We start from the raw sequence: 17,999 nt of genomic DNA, 5'->3' as shown, positions 1-17,999 counted from the left end.
GGCATCGTCATTCGAGCGGCGGCTCCCCTGCGTTTTCTAATCCGCCAACCGGCGGTAATGTGCATACAAGTCAATGGGATGACGATCGGCAGGGCCGTCGTTGGAATTCAGGAGTAACGGACACATGACAACGATTGCGCTGTTTGGTGCGGGCGGCAAAATGGGTTACCGTCTGTCGACCAATTTTCGCGGATCTCCCTATACAATACGCCATGTCGAGGTCAGCGACGCCGGCCGCGAGCGGCTGAAGTCGGGCCTCGGCATCGATGCCGTCAGCGCCGATGAGGCGCTTGATGGCGCCGATGTGGTGATCCTGGCGGTGCCGGACACGCACATCGGCAAGGTCGCGGCGAGTGTCGAGAGCAAGCTTGCATCAGGCACGATGGTCGTCGTGCTCGACGCCGCGGCACCTTTCGCCGGGCATTTGCCGGAGCGGCCGGACCTGACCTATTTCGTCACCCACCCGTGCCATCCGCCGATCTTCAACGACGAGACCGACATGGCGGCCAAGAAGGATTATTTCGGCGGCGTCAAGGCCAAGCAGCACATGGTCAGCGCCTTGATGCAGGGACCGGAGGAAGATTTCGCCAAGGGTGAGGCGATCGCCAAGATCATCTGGGCTCCGGTCATGCGCTCCCATCGCGTCACTGTCGATCAGATGGCGCTGCTCGAGCCCGGCCTTTCGGAAACGGTATGCGCCTCGCTGCTCGTCGTCATGAAAGAGGCGGTCGACGAGGTGGTGGCGCGCGGGGTCGACAAGCAGGCGGCGCTCGATTTCCTGCTAGGCCATATGAACGTGCTTGGCGCCGTCATCTTCGGCGAAACCAAAGGTGTGTTCTCCGACGCCTGCAACAAGGCGATAGAGTTCGGCAAGCCGGTGCTGATGCGCGACGACTGGAAGCGGGTGTTCGAGCCGGAGGAGATTGCCGCGAGCATTCAGCGCATCACTTGAGGGCAGCGACGCGTTCACCGGAACATGTCACCTGAAATTGTCATTGACTCATTATACCAGTTGGCTTAGCTGTTCGATGGATCGGATCGTCAAGCTTCGCAGCAGGCTCAGGAGCTGGATGAGTGGAGGATAGGGGAAGCGGTCCGTCGGGGTGAAGCCGGCCAAGGCTTGTGAATCTGACGCGACCCGCCGCCTACGCCCGCTAACGAAATCGAATGCATATAGCCTTGCGACAAGGCACGGATTTTCAACGGGAGGAATACATGAAACTGACACGCAGAATGACGCTTGCAGCTTTTGCCGGCATGCTGGCGCTTGGCACCGCCGCACCCGCCTATGCGGCGGATTTGATCGCCATCATCACGCCCTCGCATGACAATCCGTTCTTCAAGGCGGAAGCTGTCGGCGCGGAGGCCAAGGCCAAGGAACTCGGCTACGAGGCGTTGGTGCTCGTCCATGACGACGACGCCAACAAGCAGTCGGAATTGATCGACACCGCGATCGGCCGCGGCGCCAAGGCGATCATCCTCGACAATGCCGGCGCCGACGCCACCGTCGCCGCGGTGCAGAAGGCCAAGGACGCAGGCGTTCCTTCCTTCCTGATCGATCGCGAGATCAATGCCACCGGCGTTGCCGTCGCGCAGATCGTCTCCAACAATTATCAGGGCGCCCAGCTCGGCGCGCAGGAATTCGTCAAGCTGATGGGCGAAAAGGGTAATTTCGTCGAGCTCGTCGGCAAGGAATCCGACACCAATGCCGGCATCCGCTCCAAGGGTTACCACGACGTCATCGACGACTATCCGGACCTGAAGATGGTGGCGCAGCAGTCGGCCAACTGGAGCCAGACCGAGGCCTATTCAAAGATGGAATCCATCCTCCAGGCCAATCCCGATATCAAGGGCGTGATCTCCGGCAACGACACGATGGCGATGGGCGCCTATGCGGCACTTGCCGCTGCCGGCCGCAAGGACGTCATCGTCGTCGGCTTCGACGGCTCGAACGACGTGCGCGACTCGATCACCTCCGGCGGCATCAAGGCGACAGTCCTGCAGCCGGCCTTCGCGCAGGCGCAGATGGCTGTCGAGCAGGCCAACGACTTCATCAAGAACAAAAAGACTCCCGCCGAAGAAAAACAGCTGATGGACTGCGTCCTGGTCAATGGCGACAATGCCGCCAAGCTGGAGACGTTCGCGCTCACCAACTGAGCCGGCGTAACATCAAGCAGCAAGGGACGAGCCTCCGGTTCGTCCCTTGCTTCCATTTCGCCCTTGCTTCCATTTCTCTGGGTGCTCCTGACCGCCATGCCGAACGAGCCGACATGTTCAACACGCTGACCCGGCCGATCCTTGTCGCGTCGCTCCTTGCAGCTATAGTCAGCCTGACCGCCTGCAAGATCCTGCCGACACCGTCAGCAGAAAACGGCGGCACTGGCTCCGCGTTCAATCCCGACAAGATGGTCGAGGACATCTGGGCGGCGAAAGTGGTACCCTATCTGCAGCAGAAGGCCGGGCCGTTTGCCGAGGTGCATGCCTTGGCCAAGGCCGACCCCGCCGCCGCCGGCGCCAAATACGGCAATCCGAAGAAGCAGGCGAATTCGCCATGGACCTTCGCGGTTCGGCTCATGGGCAAGGTCGTTGCAGCCAATACACAGTCACGCGCGGCGACGATGGACATCGATGCCGACGGCGACGGCAAGGCGGATGCGCGGGTGCAGATCGGACCCGCCATGCGCGGAACCGCGCTGCGCGACAGCCTCGACTTCATCCAGTTCAACGATTTCACCAACCAGATCGACTTCGCCCAGTTCGGCAAGGCTTTCAACGCCTACGCCGACAAGACCGTGCTTTCCAAGCTGCCGCGCGAGACACTCCAGGGCCGCAGCGTCGAGGTACTTGGCGCCTATACGCCGGGCACTGGCCAGGACCTTCCGCTGGTGACGCCGGCGGAGGCAGAGATCGGGCCGAAGCCATGAGCGGCGATCAAGATGTCATCCTGAAGCTGGAGGATGTCTCGAAGGTCTATTCCGGCACCGTCGCGGTCAAGCGGGCGAATTTCGAGGTGCGCAAAGGCGCGGTCAACGTGCTGGTCGGCGAAAACGGAGCCGGCAAATCGACGCTGATGAAGATCATCGCCGGTGTCGAGCAACCGACGCTCGGGCGCATCCTGCTGGACGGCGAGGAGGTTTCCTTCTCGTCATCGGGTGATGCTGTAAGCCGCGGCATCGGCATGGTGTTCCAGGAGCTGAACCTGTTCGGCAATTTGACGGTCGCCGAAAACATTTTCGCCACCCGCGAGATCACCAATCGTTTCCGCAAGATCGACCGCAAGGAGCAGGAGCGCCGCGCGGCGGAGTTCCTTGAACGCCTGGAAGCCGGCATCCGGCCCGATATGCTGGTCGAGGATCTGCGCATCGGCCAGCAGCAGCTGGTCGAGATCGCCAAGGCGGTTTCGCTCGATGCGCGCATCCTCATCATGGACGAGCCGACCTCGGCGCTCAGCGCGGCGGAAGTCGAGATCCTGTTCAAGGTGATTGCCGACCTCAAGGCGCGTGGCGTGGCAATCGTCTACATCTCGCACCGGCTCGAGGAACTGATCCGCATCGGCGACACCATCACCGTGCTGCGCGATGGGCGCATCACCGGCCAGGCGGAGATGAAAGACGTCGACACCCAGTGGATCGTGCGGCAGATGATCGGCTCGGACGCCAAGGACTTCGCCAAGGCCGACGGTCATGTGCCGGGCGAGGAAATATTCCGCGCCGAGGACATTTGCCTGCCGCGCGTCACCGGCGGGCTTGCGGTCGATCACGTCTCGCTATCGCTGCGCGCCGGCGAAATCCTCGGCATCTATGGCCTGATGGGCGCCGGACGCAGCGAGCTGTTCGATTGCATCATGGGCCGCCACGGCCATTCGACCGGCACGATATTCATTGCCGGCAAAAAAGTGCACGAGCGCGACACGACGCGGCGCATCCGGCGCGGCCTGGCGCTGATCCCCGAAGACCGCCAGCGCGAAGGGCTGGTGTCGATCCTCTCCGTCGCCAGCAATCTGACGCTGGCCAGCCTGTCACGTTTCGTGCGCCTGTTCCACATTCGTGGTGCCGCCGAAAGACAGGCGGTGACCCGGACGGTGCGCGAACTGGCGATCAAGGTCGCCGATCCGGCGCAGGAAGTCTCGTCGCTGTCGGGCGGCAACCAGCAGAAGGTGGTGATCGGCAAGGCGCTGCTCACCGGACCGAAGGTGCTGCTGATGGACGAGCCCAGCCGCGGCATCGACGTCGGCGCCAAGGCCGACGTGTTCCGGACCATGCGCAAGCTGTCGCGCGACGGCCTGGGGATCCTGTTTGCCACCTCCGATCTCGATGAGGTGATGGCGTTGTCCGACCGCATCGCAGTGATGAGCAATGGAAAATTGACCGGCATGTTCGATCGCGCAGAGGCGACGGAGGCCGCGCTCGTCGCTGCCTCGGCCCTCGGCCACGGACCGGTCTCGCACGGAGAGCAAGGCGCATGACTGACATCCCAGCCAAGGCGGCGGTCACCTCGAAGTCGAGCGGCTCGGTCCTGCTGATGCTGATGAAGGCGAGGACGTTCATCGCGCTGATCGCCGTGCTGTTATTCTTCTCGATAGCTGCCCCCAATTTCCTATCGGCCGCCAATCTTATCCTGATGTCGAAGCACGTGGCGCTGAACGCATTCCTTGCAATGGGCATGACCTTCGTCATCATCACCGGCGGCATCGACCTGTCGGTCGGCTCGATCGTCGGCCTGTGCGGCATGGTGGCCGGCTATCTCGTGCTCAACGGCATCGACCTGCAGGTCGGCTACACCATCTATTTCAACGTCTTCGAGATCGCACTGATCACGCTTGCCGTCGGCATATTGATCGGCGCCGTCAACGGCTTGCTGATCACCAGGCTTAACGTTGCGCCGTTCATCGCCACGCTCGGCGTGCTCTATGTCGCGCGCGGCCTGGCGCTGCTGTCGTCGGACGGCCGTACCTTCCCCAATCTCGTCGGCAAGCCGGAGCTTGGTACCACCGGGTTCGGCTTCCTCGGCGCCGGCCGGTTGCTCGGCCTGCCGGTCGCGCTGTGGATTTTGCTCGTCGTTGCGCTAGGGGCGGCCTATCTCGCCAAATATACCCCGCTCGGCCGCCACATCTTCGCCGTGGGCGGCAATGAGCGGGCGGCACGGATTTCAGGCGTCCGCGTCAACATGGTGAAGATGTTCGTCTACATGTTCTCCGGCTTCTGCGCGGCGATCGTCGGGCTGATCATCTCGTCCGAACTGATGGCCTCGCATCCCGCGACTGGAGAGAGCTTCGAGTTGAATGCCATTGCCGCGGCAGTGCTTGGCGGCACCTCGATGTCGGGCGGACGTGGTACGATCGGCGGTACCATTGTCGGCGCCTTCGTCATCGGCATCCTTTCGGACGGGCTGGTGATGATGGGGGTGAGCTCGTTCTGGCAGATGGTGATCAAGGGCCTCGTCATCATCGTCGCCGTCGTCGTCGACCAGGCACAGCGCCGATTGCAGAGCCGGGTGACGCTGATGCAGATGGCAAAGGCCGGCTGATATGGCGGAGCTGCGTGGAGCGCTGATCGGCTGCGGCTTCTTTGCCGTCAACCAGATGCATGCCTGGCGTGACGTCGAGGGTGCCTCGATCGCCGCCATCTGCGACCGCGATCCGGAGCGGCTGCGGATCGTCGGCGACCAGTTTGGGATTGCGCGGCGCTATACGGACGCGTCAGCGCTGTTTGCCGGCGAAAGGCTGGATTTCGTCGACATCGCCACCACCGCACCAAGCCACAGAATGCTCGTCGAGATGGCGGCGCAGCACGGCGTTCCGGCAATCTGCCAAAAACCGTTTGCACCGACGCTTGCCGACGCCCAGGCGATGGTAAAGGCCTGCGCCGACGCCGGCGTGCCGCTGATGGTGCATGAGAATTTTCGCTGGCAGTCGCCGATCCAGGCAGTGCGTACCGTGCTGGACAGCGGCGAAATCGGCGCTCCCTTCTTCGGCCGGATCTCGTTCCGATCTGCCTATGACGTGTTCTCCGGCCAGCCTTATCTGGCGACGGGCAAGCGCTTCATCATCGAGGATCTCGGCATCCACAGCCTCGACATTGCCCGCTTCCTGCTGGGCGACGTCTCGACGGTCACCGCGCGAACGGCGCGCATCAACCCTGGCATTGCCGGCGAGGACGTTGCGACGATGCTGATGGACCATACGAGCGGCGCCACTTCCGTGGTCGACTGCAGCTACGCCAGCAAGCTCGCTACCGAGCCGTTCCCCGAGACGCTGATCGAGATCGACGGCAGCGACGGCACGATCCGGCTGGCGCAGGGCTACCGCCTCACTGTCACCGGCCGGAGCGGGACAGTCGTGAGCGACGTCTCGCCACCGCTGCTGGCCTGGGCATCGCGGCCGTGGCATAACATCCAGGAAAGCGTCGTCGCCATTCAAAAGCACTGGGTCGATTGCCTGACCAACGGAACCGAGCCCGCGACCTCGGGCGCGGACAACCTCAAGACATTGGCGCTGGTCGAGGCAGCGTACGCCGGCGCCGCAAGCCGGGAGCCGGTGCAACTCGACACCTTGCTGAAATGACAGCCGACGCCTTCCTCCTCTATGGCACACGTGCTGTTGAAGCCGAACCGGTCAGGCTGCGCGCCGGCGCGCTGACGGCGGACTTCGTCAACGGCAATCTGCGCACCATCCGGCACGGCGACACCGAAGTCCTGCGTGCCATCGCCTACATCGTCAGGGATCGCGACTGGGGCACCTACGAGCCGACGCTCACCGATTTGGAAATCGACCAGGGCGATGACGCTTTCTTCGTCAGCTATTCGGCAGGTTGTTTCGGGCCAGAGGGAAGCCGGCTCGACTTCCGTGCGACCATCAAGGGCGCCGCCGATGGCCGACTGGTCTTCGACGTGAGCGCTCTTCCCGACGACGATTTCGAGACCAATCGCTGCGGTTTCTGCATCCTGCATCCGATCGCCGGCCTGGCCGGCAGCCCGGTCACGGTCGAGCATACCGATGGCAGCGTGGTCGCGACCAGGCTTCCACAGCTGATCGATCCCTGGCAGCCGTTCAAGGATCTGCGGGCGATCACCCACGAGGTCCGGCCCGGCGTCACCGCTGAATGCCGGATGGAAGGCGATACCTTCGAGATGGAGGACCAGCGCAACTGGTCGGATGCCTCCTACAAGACCTATGTCCGGCCGCTCGCGCTGCCATGGCCATACGTGCTGCCGGCCGGCGAGACCTTCCGCCAAACCGTCAGCTTGCGGGTAGAGGGTCGCGGGAAAGTGCCGGCCGCCGTGGCAAGCGCCGAACCGATTCGTGTCAGGCTCGGCCAAGCTGGACCGGTGCTGCCGGATATCGGCGTTATCATCTACCCTGATGAGGTCGAGGCGGCGCTGGGCAAGCTGTCGGTGCTGTCCGAGCTTGGCCCGCAGCAGTTGATGTTCCACTATGACCCGACGCGCGGCCACGGGCTCGCCGCCTTGCGGTCCTATGCCCGGCTCGCCGCCGCCTATCCGGTCCGGACAACCCTCGAATGTGTCATTGCCGGCGACGGCGATCTCGACGCCGAGCTTTCAGGCGTCGCCGACAGGGTGCGCCAGGCCGGGCTCAAGCTTTCGGCCATTGCCGTCTCGCCCTCGGTCGACCGGCAGTCGACGCCACCGGGCAGCGCGTGGCCGCAATGCCCGCCGCTCGAAGACGTCTACTCTGCCGCCCGCCGCGCCTTCCCCGATATCCGCCTCGGCGGCGGCATGTTCAGCTATTTCACTGAGTTGAACCGCAAGCGCGTCCCCGCTGACCCGCTCGATTTCGTCACGCATTGCACTTGCCCGATCGTGCATGCCGCCGACGATCTCAGCGTCATGCAATCGCTGGAAGCACTGCCTTTCATCACGGCGTCAGTTAGGACGATCTTCGGAACAATACCCTATCGGATCGGGCCGTCGACCATTGCCATGCGCCAGAACCCTTATGGCGGCGCGACCAAGGCCAATCCCGACAATCAGCGCATCGCCATGGCCGACCGCGACCCTCGCCACGCCGGGCTATTCGGGGCCGCATGGACGATCGGCTATGCCGCGCGCGTTGCACCGGCCGGGCTCGAAATGCTCACGCTCTGCAACTTCACCGGACCATTCGGCGTACTGGCCTCGTCGGGCGAGCCTGTCGAAGAAGGTGCACCCCGGCCGATTTTCCACGCGGTGAAAGGACTTTGCGAGCTGGCCGGCCATGCGCATGTGGCGGCGACAACGACTGATGAGACGCGGGTGCTGGCACTGGCCGGCCGCTCCCAGACGGGCAAGATCATCGTCTGGCTGGCGAACCTTACCCCAGACGATTTTCCGGTCGACGTTTCCGGGCTCGGCTCAGATCAGGGTCCTCTAAAGATCTGGGATGGACGAACGTCACGCCAGATCCAGCGAAACGTGTCGGACCGAGACCGTCTTGTGATGACGCCCTACGCAATCGTCCGGATCGGCTGAACTCATTGCCGGGGTTCATGCATAGCCGCACCTCGGCAGCGGTTGCCCGTAGCCGCAGCACTTCCGATGCCGACTTGTCACCGGATTTGCTTTCGAAACTCGCCTGGTGCCATTCCAGTTGTCTTGGAAAAAAGACGGCTGAACGAGGCGACGTCCTGATATCCCACCCGATAGCAAATTTCTGAAACACTCAGTTTCGTTTCCTCAAGCATGGATTTTGCCAACTCCAGCCGCCTTTCCTGGATCCATTTTCCCGGCGTTGTCTGGAGTTCGTCGAAAAATCGGCGAGACAGGGTTCGCGAAGACATGCCCAATTCGGTTGCGAGAAATTTCAGATCGATTTCCGCCATCTTGTCTTTCGAGAGCTCGCGCAGCTTGTTCTCGAATGGGCTGGCCTCGTTCAAAATTTCGTCGAGAGGAAATTCATAGGGACTCTGGAATGTGCGCGGTGGAGGAAGAACCAGAAGTTTTCGAATGATCCGCTCCTCCTTCGAGAAGCCCAGATCGATGAGTAAAGCCCTGGCGAGTTCGAGTCCGGAAAACCCGCCTCCGCATGTGTAAAGGCGGTCCTGGCGAATGAGCAGGCGGGACGCGTCCCATCGCACTTGCGGAAACCGGCGGCTTGCCTCGGCTTTCAGCCACCAGGATATCGTCGCGCGTTTACCGTCCAATAGTCCCGAATTGGCGAGCAGATAACACGCGCCGCAATGTGCTGCGATGATTGCGTCCTGCTGCTGCGCGAGCGCGATCAGCGGTTTTGAATGCTCACTCTCGTCGTCCAGTGAGCGCAGAAGCTCCGAGATCTCGACACCCGGCATCGCAATGAGAATCAGGACATCCATTTTCCGGGATGGTTGAGCCTTTGTCGGGAAGGAAATTCCGGTGCTTGACGTCGACGGCGCGCCCCTTGAAACGAACTCACAGGAGAGAACCTGTGAACGGCAGACGTCATTCACAAGCTGAAACATTTCCACGAGCGTCGAGACGACGGCCGAATAGAAATTCGACGGCAGCCAGATCACGACGTGGAGGCTTCTGTCAGCCATTGCGGTTCTCCCGGAGGCGTTCTCGTCGAGTGGCACGTCTAGCATAGTCTTTGTCAAAATAGCCAATTCCGAACAGGCGCGGCACCTCCAGGATGGCCGCGTGCGGGCTACCGACGAAACGGCCCGCGGAAATCCATGGCTGGGAAAATGCAAATGCTGAAATCGCTGAATGAAAATGGCGCGGGTGCGGCAAATACAACGAATTCGGACGGCAACATAAAGCTGCGCTGATCCGGGCTCAGGCTGTGGTCAGTCAGAAACCTGATGACAGGTCCTGGCCGGTACGCCGGTCCGGCCTCTACTCCAGTTCAGTTGCCGGAGTTCATCACGTAAAGCGCGCGCGAGCGTTCGAGATGCTTGATCATCGCCTTCTCGGCGCCATCCGTATCCTTGGCTTCGATGCGTCCGATGATCTCTTCGTGCTCGGTCAACGTGAACTTTTCCTTGCCGGTCCAGATCAGCATTTCAGTGTGGTATTCCTTTAGCCAGCCAAGCATTGCCTCGCTGACGGCGACATAGATCGGGTTTCCGGAAATTGCCGCGATCTGGGTGTGGAATTTCATGTCGGCGGAAATGAAGGCTTCCGAGTTGCCACGATGGCTGCGCTGTTCTGCGACCGTTGCCCGCAACCGCTGCAGGTCCTCGGCAGTTGCCTTCTCCGCGGCTTCCCTGACCATGCCGCGTTCGAAGAAGATGCGCGCGTTCTTGAGGTGCTCGAGCGTGTCCTTCGATGACGACAGGATGATCTTGGCTGCGCCATCGACCTGCTTGATGATCGACTTGGCGGTCAGCTGCAGCACCTTGGCACGCTCACCATGCGAGATCGCGACCAGGCCCATATTGCTCAACGCCTGCATCGCCTCGCGGATCGCCGGCCTGCCGACCTCGAAGCGCTCCATCAATTCGCGCTCCGATGGCATGTCATCACCCGGCAGCAATTCGCCGCTGGTGATCAGGCGCTTCAGTCTCAAGAATACTTCGTCGGAAAGCTTGCGCCGGACGATCGGCTCCGAACGGTTCATCGTCGCGAATCACTCCGTTGACCGGCCCCTATCTAGCATTTCCGCTGTGAATTCCGGAACGCCTGTAGCCGGCTCGCCCTTACCTGCCAAGCCGGATAGGGCTTGCAATGCTTATGTACTCATTATACCAGATTTCGAGGGCCAAGGAACCTTTTTCGAACCACCCCGGCAGGCCGCGCGAATATGATTATTCTCACCTATCGCATCGAAACGCCGGGCAATATCGAGGCGCTGGCGGCCAAGATCGCAAGCGACCAGTCGACCGGAACCTTCGTCGCGCTGGCCGGCGAGACCGAAGAGCTCAAGGCCAGGGTCGCGGCGCGCGTCCTGGCGATACGGCATCTGCCGGATGCGGATCGGCCGTCTCTTCCGGAACCCGGCCCCGAAGCAAACAATGGCCCGGTCAAGCGCGCCGACGTCGACATCGCCTTTCCGCTGGACGCCATCGGCACCGACCTGTCGGCGCTGATGACCATCGCCATCGGCGGCACCTTTTCGATAAAGGATCTGTCCGGCATCCGGGTTGTCGACATGAAGCTACCCGAGGAATACCGGGGCGCGCATCCGGGCCCGCAATTCGGCGTCACGGGCAGCCGCAGACTGACCGGTGTCGCGGATCGTCCGATCATCGGGACCATCGTCAAGCCGGCGCTGGGGCTCCGTCCGCACGAGACGGCCGCGATGGTGCAAGAGCTGATTGCCGCCGGCGTCGATTTCATCAAGGACGACGAGAAGCTGATGAGCCCCGCCTATTCACCGCTGTCGGAGCGGGTGAGGGCAATCATGCCGCTGATCCTCGATCACGAGCAGAAGACCGGCAAGAAGGTCATGTATGCCTTCGGCATTTCACATGCCGATCCCGACGAGATGATGCGAAACCACGATCTGGTGGCAAAGGCCGGCGGCAATTGCGCCGTGGTCAACATCAATTCGATCGGCTTTGGTGGCATGGCTTACCTCCGAAAGCGCTCCAGCCTGGTGCTCCATGCCCACCGCAATGGCTGGGACATTCTCACCCGCCATCCCGGCCTCGGCATGGATTTCAAGGTCTGGCAGCAGTTCTGGCGGCTGCTCGGCGTCGACCAGTTCCAGATCAACGGCATCGCCTCGAAATACTGGGAACCCGACTGGTCTTTCGTCGAATCCTTCAAGGCGGTGACCACGCCGATCTTTTCGCCGGCCGATTGCGCATTGCCGGTCGCCGGCTCCGGCCAGTGGGGCGGGCAGGCGCCTGAAACCTTCCAGCGAACCGGCCGGACGGTCGATCTTCTCTATCTCTGCGGCGGTGGCATCGTCAGCCATCCGGACGGGCCGGGTGCCGGCGTCCGCGCCGTGCAGCAAGCCTGGCAAGCAGCGGTCCAAGACATTCCGTTGGCGGATTATGCCTTGGGCCATGTCGAGCTGGCGCGGTCGATCGAGAAGTTCGGCGGCGGCGAGGCGGCCTGACGCCATGCAAAATCTGCTTCTGAGTTACTATGGCGACGACCTGACCGGCTCCACCGACGTAATGGAGGCGCTCGAGCTCGGCGGCGTGCCGACCGTGCTGTTCATGCGTCGGCCGGACGAGGCGCTGCTTTCACAATTCGCGCATTGCCGCGCCCTCGGGCTTGCCGGCACCAGCCGCAGTGAGACACCGCTGTGGATGGACACGCATCTGCGAGATGCCTTCGCCTGGCTGAAGACCGTCGACGCCGAGATCTGCCACTACAAGGTCTGCTCGACCTTCGATTCCAGCCCGGCGATCGGCAGCATCGGCCGGGCGATCGAGATCGGCCGCTCGGTTTTCCGGCAAGACAGCGTGCCGCTGGTGGTCGGCGCACCGCAGCTGAAGCGCTACACCGCCTTCGGTCATCTGTTCGCGGCCTATCTCGAAAAATATTTCCGCATAGACCGCCATCCGGTGATGAGCCGCCATCCGATAACGCCGATGGACGAATCCGACCTGCTGATCCATCTGTCGCGCCAGACAGACCTCAGCTCGGGCCTGGTCGACCTGGCAACGCTGCAGTCTGCGTCGCGGTCGGAAGCATTCGACCGGCTTGTGGAGAATGGCACAGGTATCGTGCTTGTCGATGTCGACAGCCTGGAAGCCCAGGCGCTTGCCGGCAAGGAGATTTGGCGCGCTCGCAAGCCGGGCGGTTATTTCGTCGTCGGCTCTTCCGGCATTGAATATGCCTTGCTGGTCGAATGGGCATCGAATCGGATCGTGGATGCCAAACCTGCCTTTTCGCCGCCGGGCGCTGCCGACAGGATCGCCGTGGTCTCGGGGAGCTGCTCGCCGACGACGGAACGACAGATCCGGCATGCTCTGGCCGACGGCTTCGACGGGATCGAGCTCGACCCGGTCGAACTGGTTTCCGAGGCTTCGAACGACGCTATTGCGCGTGCGGTGGCAACCGGCCGCTCCAGCCTACGGGCAGGGCGGAGTGTGATCCTCTACACCGCGCTCGGACCTGCGGCCGACCGCGGTGCAGAAATCGATCTCCGGGAAGGCGCCCGCCATAAGCTCGGCCGCGGCCTTGGCGAGCTTCTCCGCGAACTGACGCTTCAAGAGAAGCTACTGCGCGTGGTCATCGCCGGCGGCGACACGTCGAGCCATGCACTTGGCCAGATGGGCGTCGACGCGCTGACGGTGCGAATGCCGCTGCCGGCGTCGCCGGGCTCGCCGCTTTGTGTAGCGCACTCGCGCGTAAGGGCGATCGATGGGCTGGAAATTGCCCTCAAGGGCGGGCAGGTCGGAACCGACCGCTATTTCTCCGCTATTCGCGATGGCGTCGGCGGTTGAGAGCGGGGAATATCGGGTCAAATCGGTGATGCTCAATCGAGATCTAAGGTAATAATTAGCCGGCAAACCAGAAACTTCAGGCGTTCAGGTCGGCGGCGATGCCACTCATCCCGCTATCTGCCCATTGCCCTGCTTGGACGATACCGACGGGCATAGGCGACACAGGCGTCTACCGTGCTGACACAGAGCGCATCGCGGTTGTTCGGCAGGTTGTTGTCGCCGGCGTAGGCAACCTCGGCAACACGGCCGTCAACCATTCGAATTTGTGTGTTGCAATAGCCGCCGGGGGCGACATTGACGGAACCTCCGAGCGCCGGGACGGGGCCAATGGCCACCGTCGGAACGGCAATGTTGAGATTGCCGCGTTGGACGACGCGCTGATAGGTCCAGATCTGGCCGGATTTGCCGACATCGACAGTGGCGGTCGGAAAGCCGGCGCACATTCGAACGTCCGCCTCGCTAAGGCCGACCATCTCCCTGCGGGCTGCCGCCGCCGTGGCGTCCTCCTTTGCAGTGCTCGACGTGTCGTCAGGCATGACGCAGGATGACAGGATGGCGGCGCTTGCCGATAGAAGGAGAAGGGCAAGCTTTCGGGTGTGGAAAGATGTCATACCAACTTCGGATTGCGCGGGAGCCCCGAATGCCAACCTAGGAAGTGGGCCAATCGAGTCAACCGGCAGAAAATTCACGAAGTCGTTTGGTCCGCCATTCCGCCGCCGCATCTGCTGCAAGAGGTTGAGGCTGCCGCCGTGACCGTCGCGCCCTATCTTCCGCCTGGGCATCGGATTTCCAAACCCGACCCCTTCTTATCAGATGTACTGGCGCACGGTGCTGTGACTTTGGTTCGGCCGACGGTGTGCTAGTTTCCAGCCATTGCTCCGGAGACGTCATGCCTATCAAGCTGCAAGAAATCGCCCTCGCTCTTCTGCTGTTGGTTGCCGGAGTTGGGTTCGGTCACGCGGAGACGGCCCAGCGGCCGCCCCCCACAGGCGGGGTTCTCTCGCTCCTGCCACCGCCGCAGATTTCCGATCATTCGATCGTCATTGCCGGACGCACGCTCGATTACGAGGCCAAGGCCGGCACGCTGTCATTACCGTCCGGCAAAGGCGATATCACCGCCGAGATTTTCTATGTCGCCTATGCACTGCATTCCGGGAAAGAAACGGGACCGGATCCGCGCCGCCCGATCACCTTCGTGTTCAATGGCGGTCCGGGAGCAGCTTCCGCCTATCTTCATCTCGGCGCGCTCGGTCCGCGGGTCCTGGCGACGGCGGCCGATGGAAGTTTCCTGCCGCCGCCGCAGAGGCTGTTCGATAACCCCGACACCTGGCTCGACATGACCGACTTGGTCTTTGTGGACCCTGTCGGAACCGGCTACAGCCGTGAAGCGCCCGGCACGGAAGCACACAGCTTCTGGGGCGTCAGCCAGGACGCCGCGTCGATAGGCGCGTTTATCCGGCTCTATCTGGCGCAGACCAACCGTACGGCATCGCCCGTCTTCCTTGCTGGCGAAAGCTATGGCGGCTTTCGAGCAGCATTGCTCGCCAGGAAGCTTCAGGAAGACATCGGCATCAGCCCGAGTGGCGTCGTGCTGATCTCGCCGGCGCTCGAATTCACGCTGGTGCGCCCGGACGAGTTCCAGCCGCTCCACTGGGCGCTGGAACTGCCGTCGCTGGCGGCAGTGCGCCTGCACAGCGAAGGCGTTTCCGGCCCGGCCCTGCAGGAGCGGCTGGCGGAAGTCGAACGCTATGCGCTCGGCGATTATCTGGCCGCGCTGGCCGGTGGGCTGGAGCAGGGTGGACGCCTGGCGAGCCAGCGTGTCGCCGCAATCACCGGTCTGCCGCTCGATCTCGTCCAGCGGCACTTTGCACGCATTCCCATAGGGCTGTTCGCCAAGGAGTTTGCACGGGCAAAGGGCAATGTTCTGAGCGCCTATGACGGCAATATCGCGACAGCGGACGTGGCGCCAGAGAGCCTGGGAGTCGAGGGTCCCGATCCGGTGCTCGATCGAAGCGTGCCGGCGCTCACCTCCGCTTTCGTCGGCTATGTGCGTGATGAATTGAACTTCCGCACGGATATCAGCTATCGGCTTCTCAACCACGAAGTCAGCGGCAATTGGGACTATGGAACGAGCCCGACCCGTCAGGGCTATGCGGGTGTCATGGACGACCTTCAGCAGGCGCGCGTGCTGAACCCCAGCCTCGGCGTGCTGATCGTCAACGGCTACAGCGACCTGGTGACACCGTACATGGGCTCGCGCTACCTGCTTGGTCAAATTCCTTCGCTTGCCGGCGCAAAGCCCATTCGCACCGAGGTGCTGGAGGGCGGGCACATGATGTATCTGAGGCCGGATGGACGGGCGGCACTGAAGCAGGCTGCGTCCGAGCTTTACCGAACGACGCAATGAGGCGGTTTGCGCAAAAAAGCGCCGGATGCGCTGTTCGCCCTCTCATCAGGCCCTAGTTCCATCGCGATTGATCGGTTACACAGCTAGGATGGCGTCTTTCAGCGACGTTCGACAGCGGATTAGCCGGCTCTCCAGAATCGCGCCACTGGTGCGGCGTGCTGCCGAGCGGGCTATTCGGAATACCAGGCCACACAGGCTGACAAGCCTCGTCGACCGCTGGAATGCGCTGTCGCTGGCTACGCAGTTCCTGCTCGCGGGCGGTCTATTCTCCCTGTCGGCGATGGTGGTGGTGGGGATTTCCGTCACGAACCATATAGAAACCGTGGTCACGCAGAATTCGGCTTCCGCTACGGCTCTTTACGTGGATAGCGTTATCGCGCCGCTGCTTCCGGATATGCGCAAGAGCGAAGTCCTCGACGAGAGCGTCGCCCATGCGCTCGATGAAACGCTGGGACAGGGGGCACTCGGCACAAGGCTCGAATCCTTCAAGCTCTGGCGTCGCGACGGAACCATCCTGTATTCGACCGACAAGACATTGATCGGCAAGCGCTTTGAACCAGGCGACAATCTCCGGGCGGCATTCGCAGGCCAAATGGTTTCGGAGTTCGACAAGCTCGACGATCCGGACAGCGAGGCCGAAAGAGCCAGCGGCTTGCATCTCCTCGAGATCTACAATCCGGTGCTGCAGCCATGGTCGGGGGAAGTGGTGGCCGTTTCCGAATTCTACGAGGTCGCCACTGATTTTGAAAGAAACCTGCATCAGGCACTCATTCGAACCTGGCTGGACGTTGCCGCCGTCACAGCGGCCTTCTTTCTCGGGCTGTCGGCAATCGTGTTCCGTGGCAGCCGCACGATCAGCTCACAGAGCCGCTCGTTGAAGCAGCGCATTGCCGAGCTTTCCGATCTGCTTGCGCAAAACAGACTGTTGAGGCTGCGGGTGCAGCGTGCCTCGCAGCGTGCCACCGCACTTAACGAACGCTATCTCAGGCGCATCGGTGCGGACTTGCACGATGGCCCCGCGCAACTGGTCGCTCTCGCGGCGCTGGGGATCGACAGCCCCGTCATTGCCGATCCCGCTACGCCGCAATCGAAGCGTGCACAGGAATTGCTGGCCATCAAAGCACATCTGGACGATGCCATGCGCGAGATCAGGAGCATCAGCAAGGGCCTTGTCCTGCCGCATATCGAGCATGCCGAACTGGGTGAAATTCTCCAGCTTGCCGTACAGGCGCACGAAGAACGAACCGGCGTCAAAGTGAGATTGTCGATGACCGGCGGCCATACGCCGTTGTCGCCGGCCGCCAAGATCTGCATCTTCCGCTTCGTCCAGGAGGCGCTGAACAATGGATTCCGTCATGCCGGAGGTGAAGGTCAGTCGGTCGAGAAACATTTCGACGGCGAGCGCGTTTGTATCGAAGTGGCCGACGCCGGCGCGGGTTTTGACCCGCGAATCGTGCGTCCCGAGAGACTGGGACTCGTTGGGCTGCGCGAGCGGGTGGAAAGCCTCGGGGGCCAGTTTACCGTGACTTCCTCACAGAGTGGCACAGTCGTAAGAATGGCCCTTAACATCGTTGAAATGGGGCAGACATGACAGTAGCCATCAAGCTCGCCATCGTCGACGACCACCCGCTGTTCAGGGAAGGCGTTGTGCGCACGCTCGATCAGATCGGCGGGTTCGAGATCGTCGGTGAAGGAAGCAGCAGAGACGATGCCCTGCGGATAATCGAAGACCAGCGGCCGGACATTCTGCTGATGGACATCTCGGTTCCTGGAGGTGGCCTTGGCGTGATCGGACCGGCCCTTGAGCGGCATCCGGCACTGAAAATTGTGATGCTGACCGTTTCGGAAGAAAACCAGCACGTGATGACCGCGTTGCAGAGCGGGGCAAGGGGCTATGTACTGAAGGGGGTCGGGTCGAGGACGTTGGCTGCGATCCTGCGCACGGTAGCGTCGGGCGAACGATATGTCTGTCCACAATTGTCGGCGCGTCTGTTGGCCGATCTGTCGGCTCAATCAAAAGAGCCGGCGAAAGCTGACGGACTTGCCGAACTCACCAGCCGCGAAAGGGAGATCCTGACGCTGGTTGCCGCGGGACTGAGCAACAAACGGATCGGGCTTCGGCTGAACCTGCATGAGAAAACGATAAAGCACCACATGACGCGAATCCTGGCCAAGCTCAACGTAAGCAACAGGACCGAAGCCGCGATGACCTTGCGTGATGCGACTGAGCGCCAGCATCCGACTGTTCGCGATCATGCTTGAGCCGAAATTGC

15 protein-coding genes are annotated in these 17,999 nt (G+C 62.1%); 12 read left to right on the top strand and 3 right to left on the bottom strand.

Annotated elements, in window-relative coordinates; genetic code table 11:
- Nucleotides 1–124 precede the first annotated feature (124 nt).
- The 7 genes from AC0L2X_RS06925 (at nucleotide 125) to apnL (ending at nucleotide 8,466) form a co-directional block, all read left to right on the top strand.
- On the top strand, nucleotides 125–952 hold the full coding sequence (locus AC0L2X_RS06925) for a phosphogluconate dehydrogenase C-terminal domain-containing protein (protein ID WP_352488815.1): 828 nt from the start codon (nucleotides 125–127) through the stop codon (nucleotides 950–952).
- A 263-nt stretch (nucleotides 953–1,215) separates the two neighbouring features.
- Nucleotides 1,216–2,157 carry a D-ribose ABC transporter substrate-binding protein gene (locus tag AC0L2X_RS06920; protein WP_352488816.1) on the top strand — a complete coding sequence of 314 codons (942 nt, stop codon included), beginning with the start codon at nucleotides 1,216–1,218 and terminating at the stop codon, nucleotides 2,155–2,157.
- 113 nt (nucleotides 2,158–2,270) lie between these two features.
- The gene (locus AC0L2X_RS06915) at nucleotides 2,271–2,924 is read left to right on the top strand and encodes a DUF2291 family protein (RefSeq protein WP_352564949.1); all 654 of its coding nucleotides are present in this window, start codon (nucleotides 2,271–2,273) and stop codon (nucleotides 2,922–2,924) included.
- Entirely contained in the window at nucleotides 2,921–4,465 is a 1,545-nt protein-coding gene (locus AC0L2X_RS06910; RefSeq protein ID WP_352488818.1) for a sugar ABC transporter ATP-binding protein, read from the top strand. The genes AC0L2X_RS06915 and AC0L2X_RS06910 overlap by 4 nt, the downstream gene beginning before the upstream one ends.
- Nucleotides 4,462–5,526: an ABC transporter permease gene (locus AC0L2X_RS06905; RefSeq protein ID WP_352488819.1), complete on the top strand. Its 1,065-nt coding sequence runs from the start codon at nucleotides 4,462–4,464 to the stop codon at nucleotides 5,524–5,526. The genes AC0L2X_RS06910 and AC0L2X_RS06905 overlap by 4 nt, the downstream gene beginning before the upstream one ends.
- Nucleotide 5,527: 1 nt before the next feature.
- Complete coding sequence (locus AC0L2X_RS06900; RefSeq protein WP_473599476.1) at nucleotides 5,528–6,562, top strand: Gfo/Idh/MocA family protein; 1,035 nt, start codon at nucleotides 5,528–5,530, stop codon at nucleotides 6,560–6,562.
- The gene (apnL, locus tag AC0L2X_RS06895; RefSeq protein WP_473599475.1) at nucleotides 6,559–8,466 is read left to right on the top strand and encodes a D-apionate lactonase; all 1,908 of its coding nucleotides are present in this window, start codon (nucleotides 6,559–6,561) and stop codon (nucleotides 8,464–8,466) included. Before AC0L2X_RS06900 ends, apnL begins: the two co-directional genes overlap by 4 nt.
- Before the next feature lie 77 nt (nucleotides 8,467–8,543).
- On the opposite strand, the gene AC0L2X_RS06890 is transcribed toward apnL, so the two are convergent.
- Together AC0L2X_RS06890 and AC0L2X_RS06885 are read right to left on the bottom strand one after the other, a co-directional pair.
- Nucleotides 8,544–9,512 carry a GlxA family transcriptional regulator gene (locus AC0L2X_RS06890; protein ID WP_473599474.1) on the bottom strand — a complete coding sequence of 323 codons (969 nt, stop codon included), beginning with the start codon at nucleotides 9,510–9,512 and terminating at the stop codon, nucleotides 8,544–8,546.
- A 308-nt stretch (nucleotides 9,513–9,820) separates the two neighbouring features.
- Complete coding sequence (locus AC0L2X_RS06885; RefSeq protein ID WP_473599473.1) at nucleotides 9,821–10,534, bottom strand: transcriptional regulator NanR; 714 nt, start codon at nucleotides 10,532–10,534, stop codon at nucleotides 9,821–9,823.
- A 183-nt stretch (nucleotides 10,535–10,717) separates the two neighbouring features.
- On the opposite strand from AC0L2X_RS06885, the gene oiaX reads away from it, so the two are divergent.
- Together oiaX and AC0L2X_RS06875 are read left to right on the top strand one after the other, a co-directional pair.
- Entirely contained in the window at nucleotides 10,718–11,980 is a 1,263-nt protein-coding gene (oiaX, locus tag AC0L2X_RS06880; RefSeq protein WP_473599472.1) for a 3-oxo-isoapionate-4-phosphate decarboxylase OiaX, read from the top strand.
- A gap of 4 nt (nucleotides 11,981–11,984) precedes the next feature.
- A complete protein-coding gene (locus tag AC0L2X_RS06875) occupies nucleotides 11,985–13,319 on the top strand; it encodes a four-carbon acid sugar kinase family protein (protein WP_473599471.1) in 1,335 nt (444 codons plus the stop codon).
- Between the two features lie 113 nt (nucleotides 13,320–13,432).
- Here AC0L2X_RS06875 and AC0L2X_RS06870 read toward each other — a convergent pair whose 3' ends face one another.
- Nucleotides 13,433–13,930: a hypothetical protein gene (locus AC0L2X_RS06870; RefSeq protein ID WP_473599470.1), complete on the bottom strand. Its 498-nt coding sequence runs from the start codon at nucleotides 13,928–13,930 to the stop codon at nucleotides 13,433–13,435.
- Nucleotides 13,931–14,208: 278 nt separating this feature from the next.
- On the opposite strand from AC0L2X_RS06870, the gene AC0L2X_RS06865 reads away from it, so the two are divergent.
- From AC0L2X_RS06865 to AC0L2X_RS06855, 3 genes are all read left to right on the top strand, one after another.
- A complete protein-coding gene (locus AC0L2X_RS06865) occupies nucleotides 14,209–15,726 on the top strand; it encodes a S10 family peptidase (RefSeq protein ID WP_473599469.1) in 1,518 nt (505 codons plus the stop codon).
- A gap of 88 nt (nucleotides 15,727–15,814) precedes the next feature.
- On the top strand, nucleotides 15,815–17,317 hold the full coding sequence (locus AC0L2X_RS06860; protein ID WP_473599468.1) for a sensor histidine kinase: 1,503 nt from the start codon (nucleotides 15,815–15,817) through the stop codon (nucleotides 17,315–17,317).
- Nucleotides 17,314–17,988 (top strand): response regulator transcription factor, encoded by a 675-nt coding sequence (locus tag AC0L2X_RS06855; protein ID WP_352488833.1) that lies wholly within the window; start codon nucleotides 17,314–17,316, stop codon nucleotides 17,986–17,988. The genes AC0L2X_RS06860 and AC0L2X_RS06855 overlap by 4 nt, the downstream gene beginning before the upstream one ends.
- The last annotated feature ends 11 nt before the right edge of the window (nucleotides 17,989–17,999 follow it).

It is taken from the genome of Mesorhizobium sp. WSM4828, from assembly GCF_055811175.1.
This window is presented reverse-complemented; position numbering and strand designations above follow the sequence as displayed.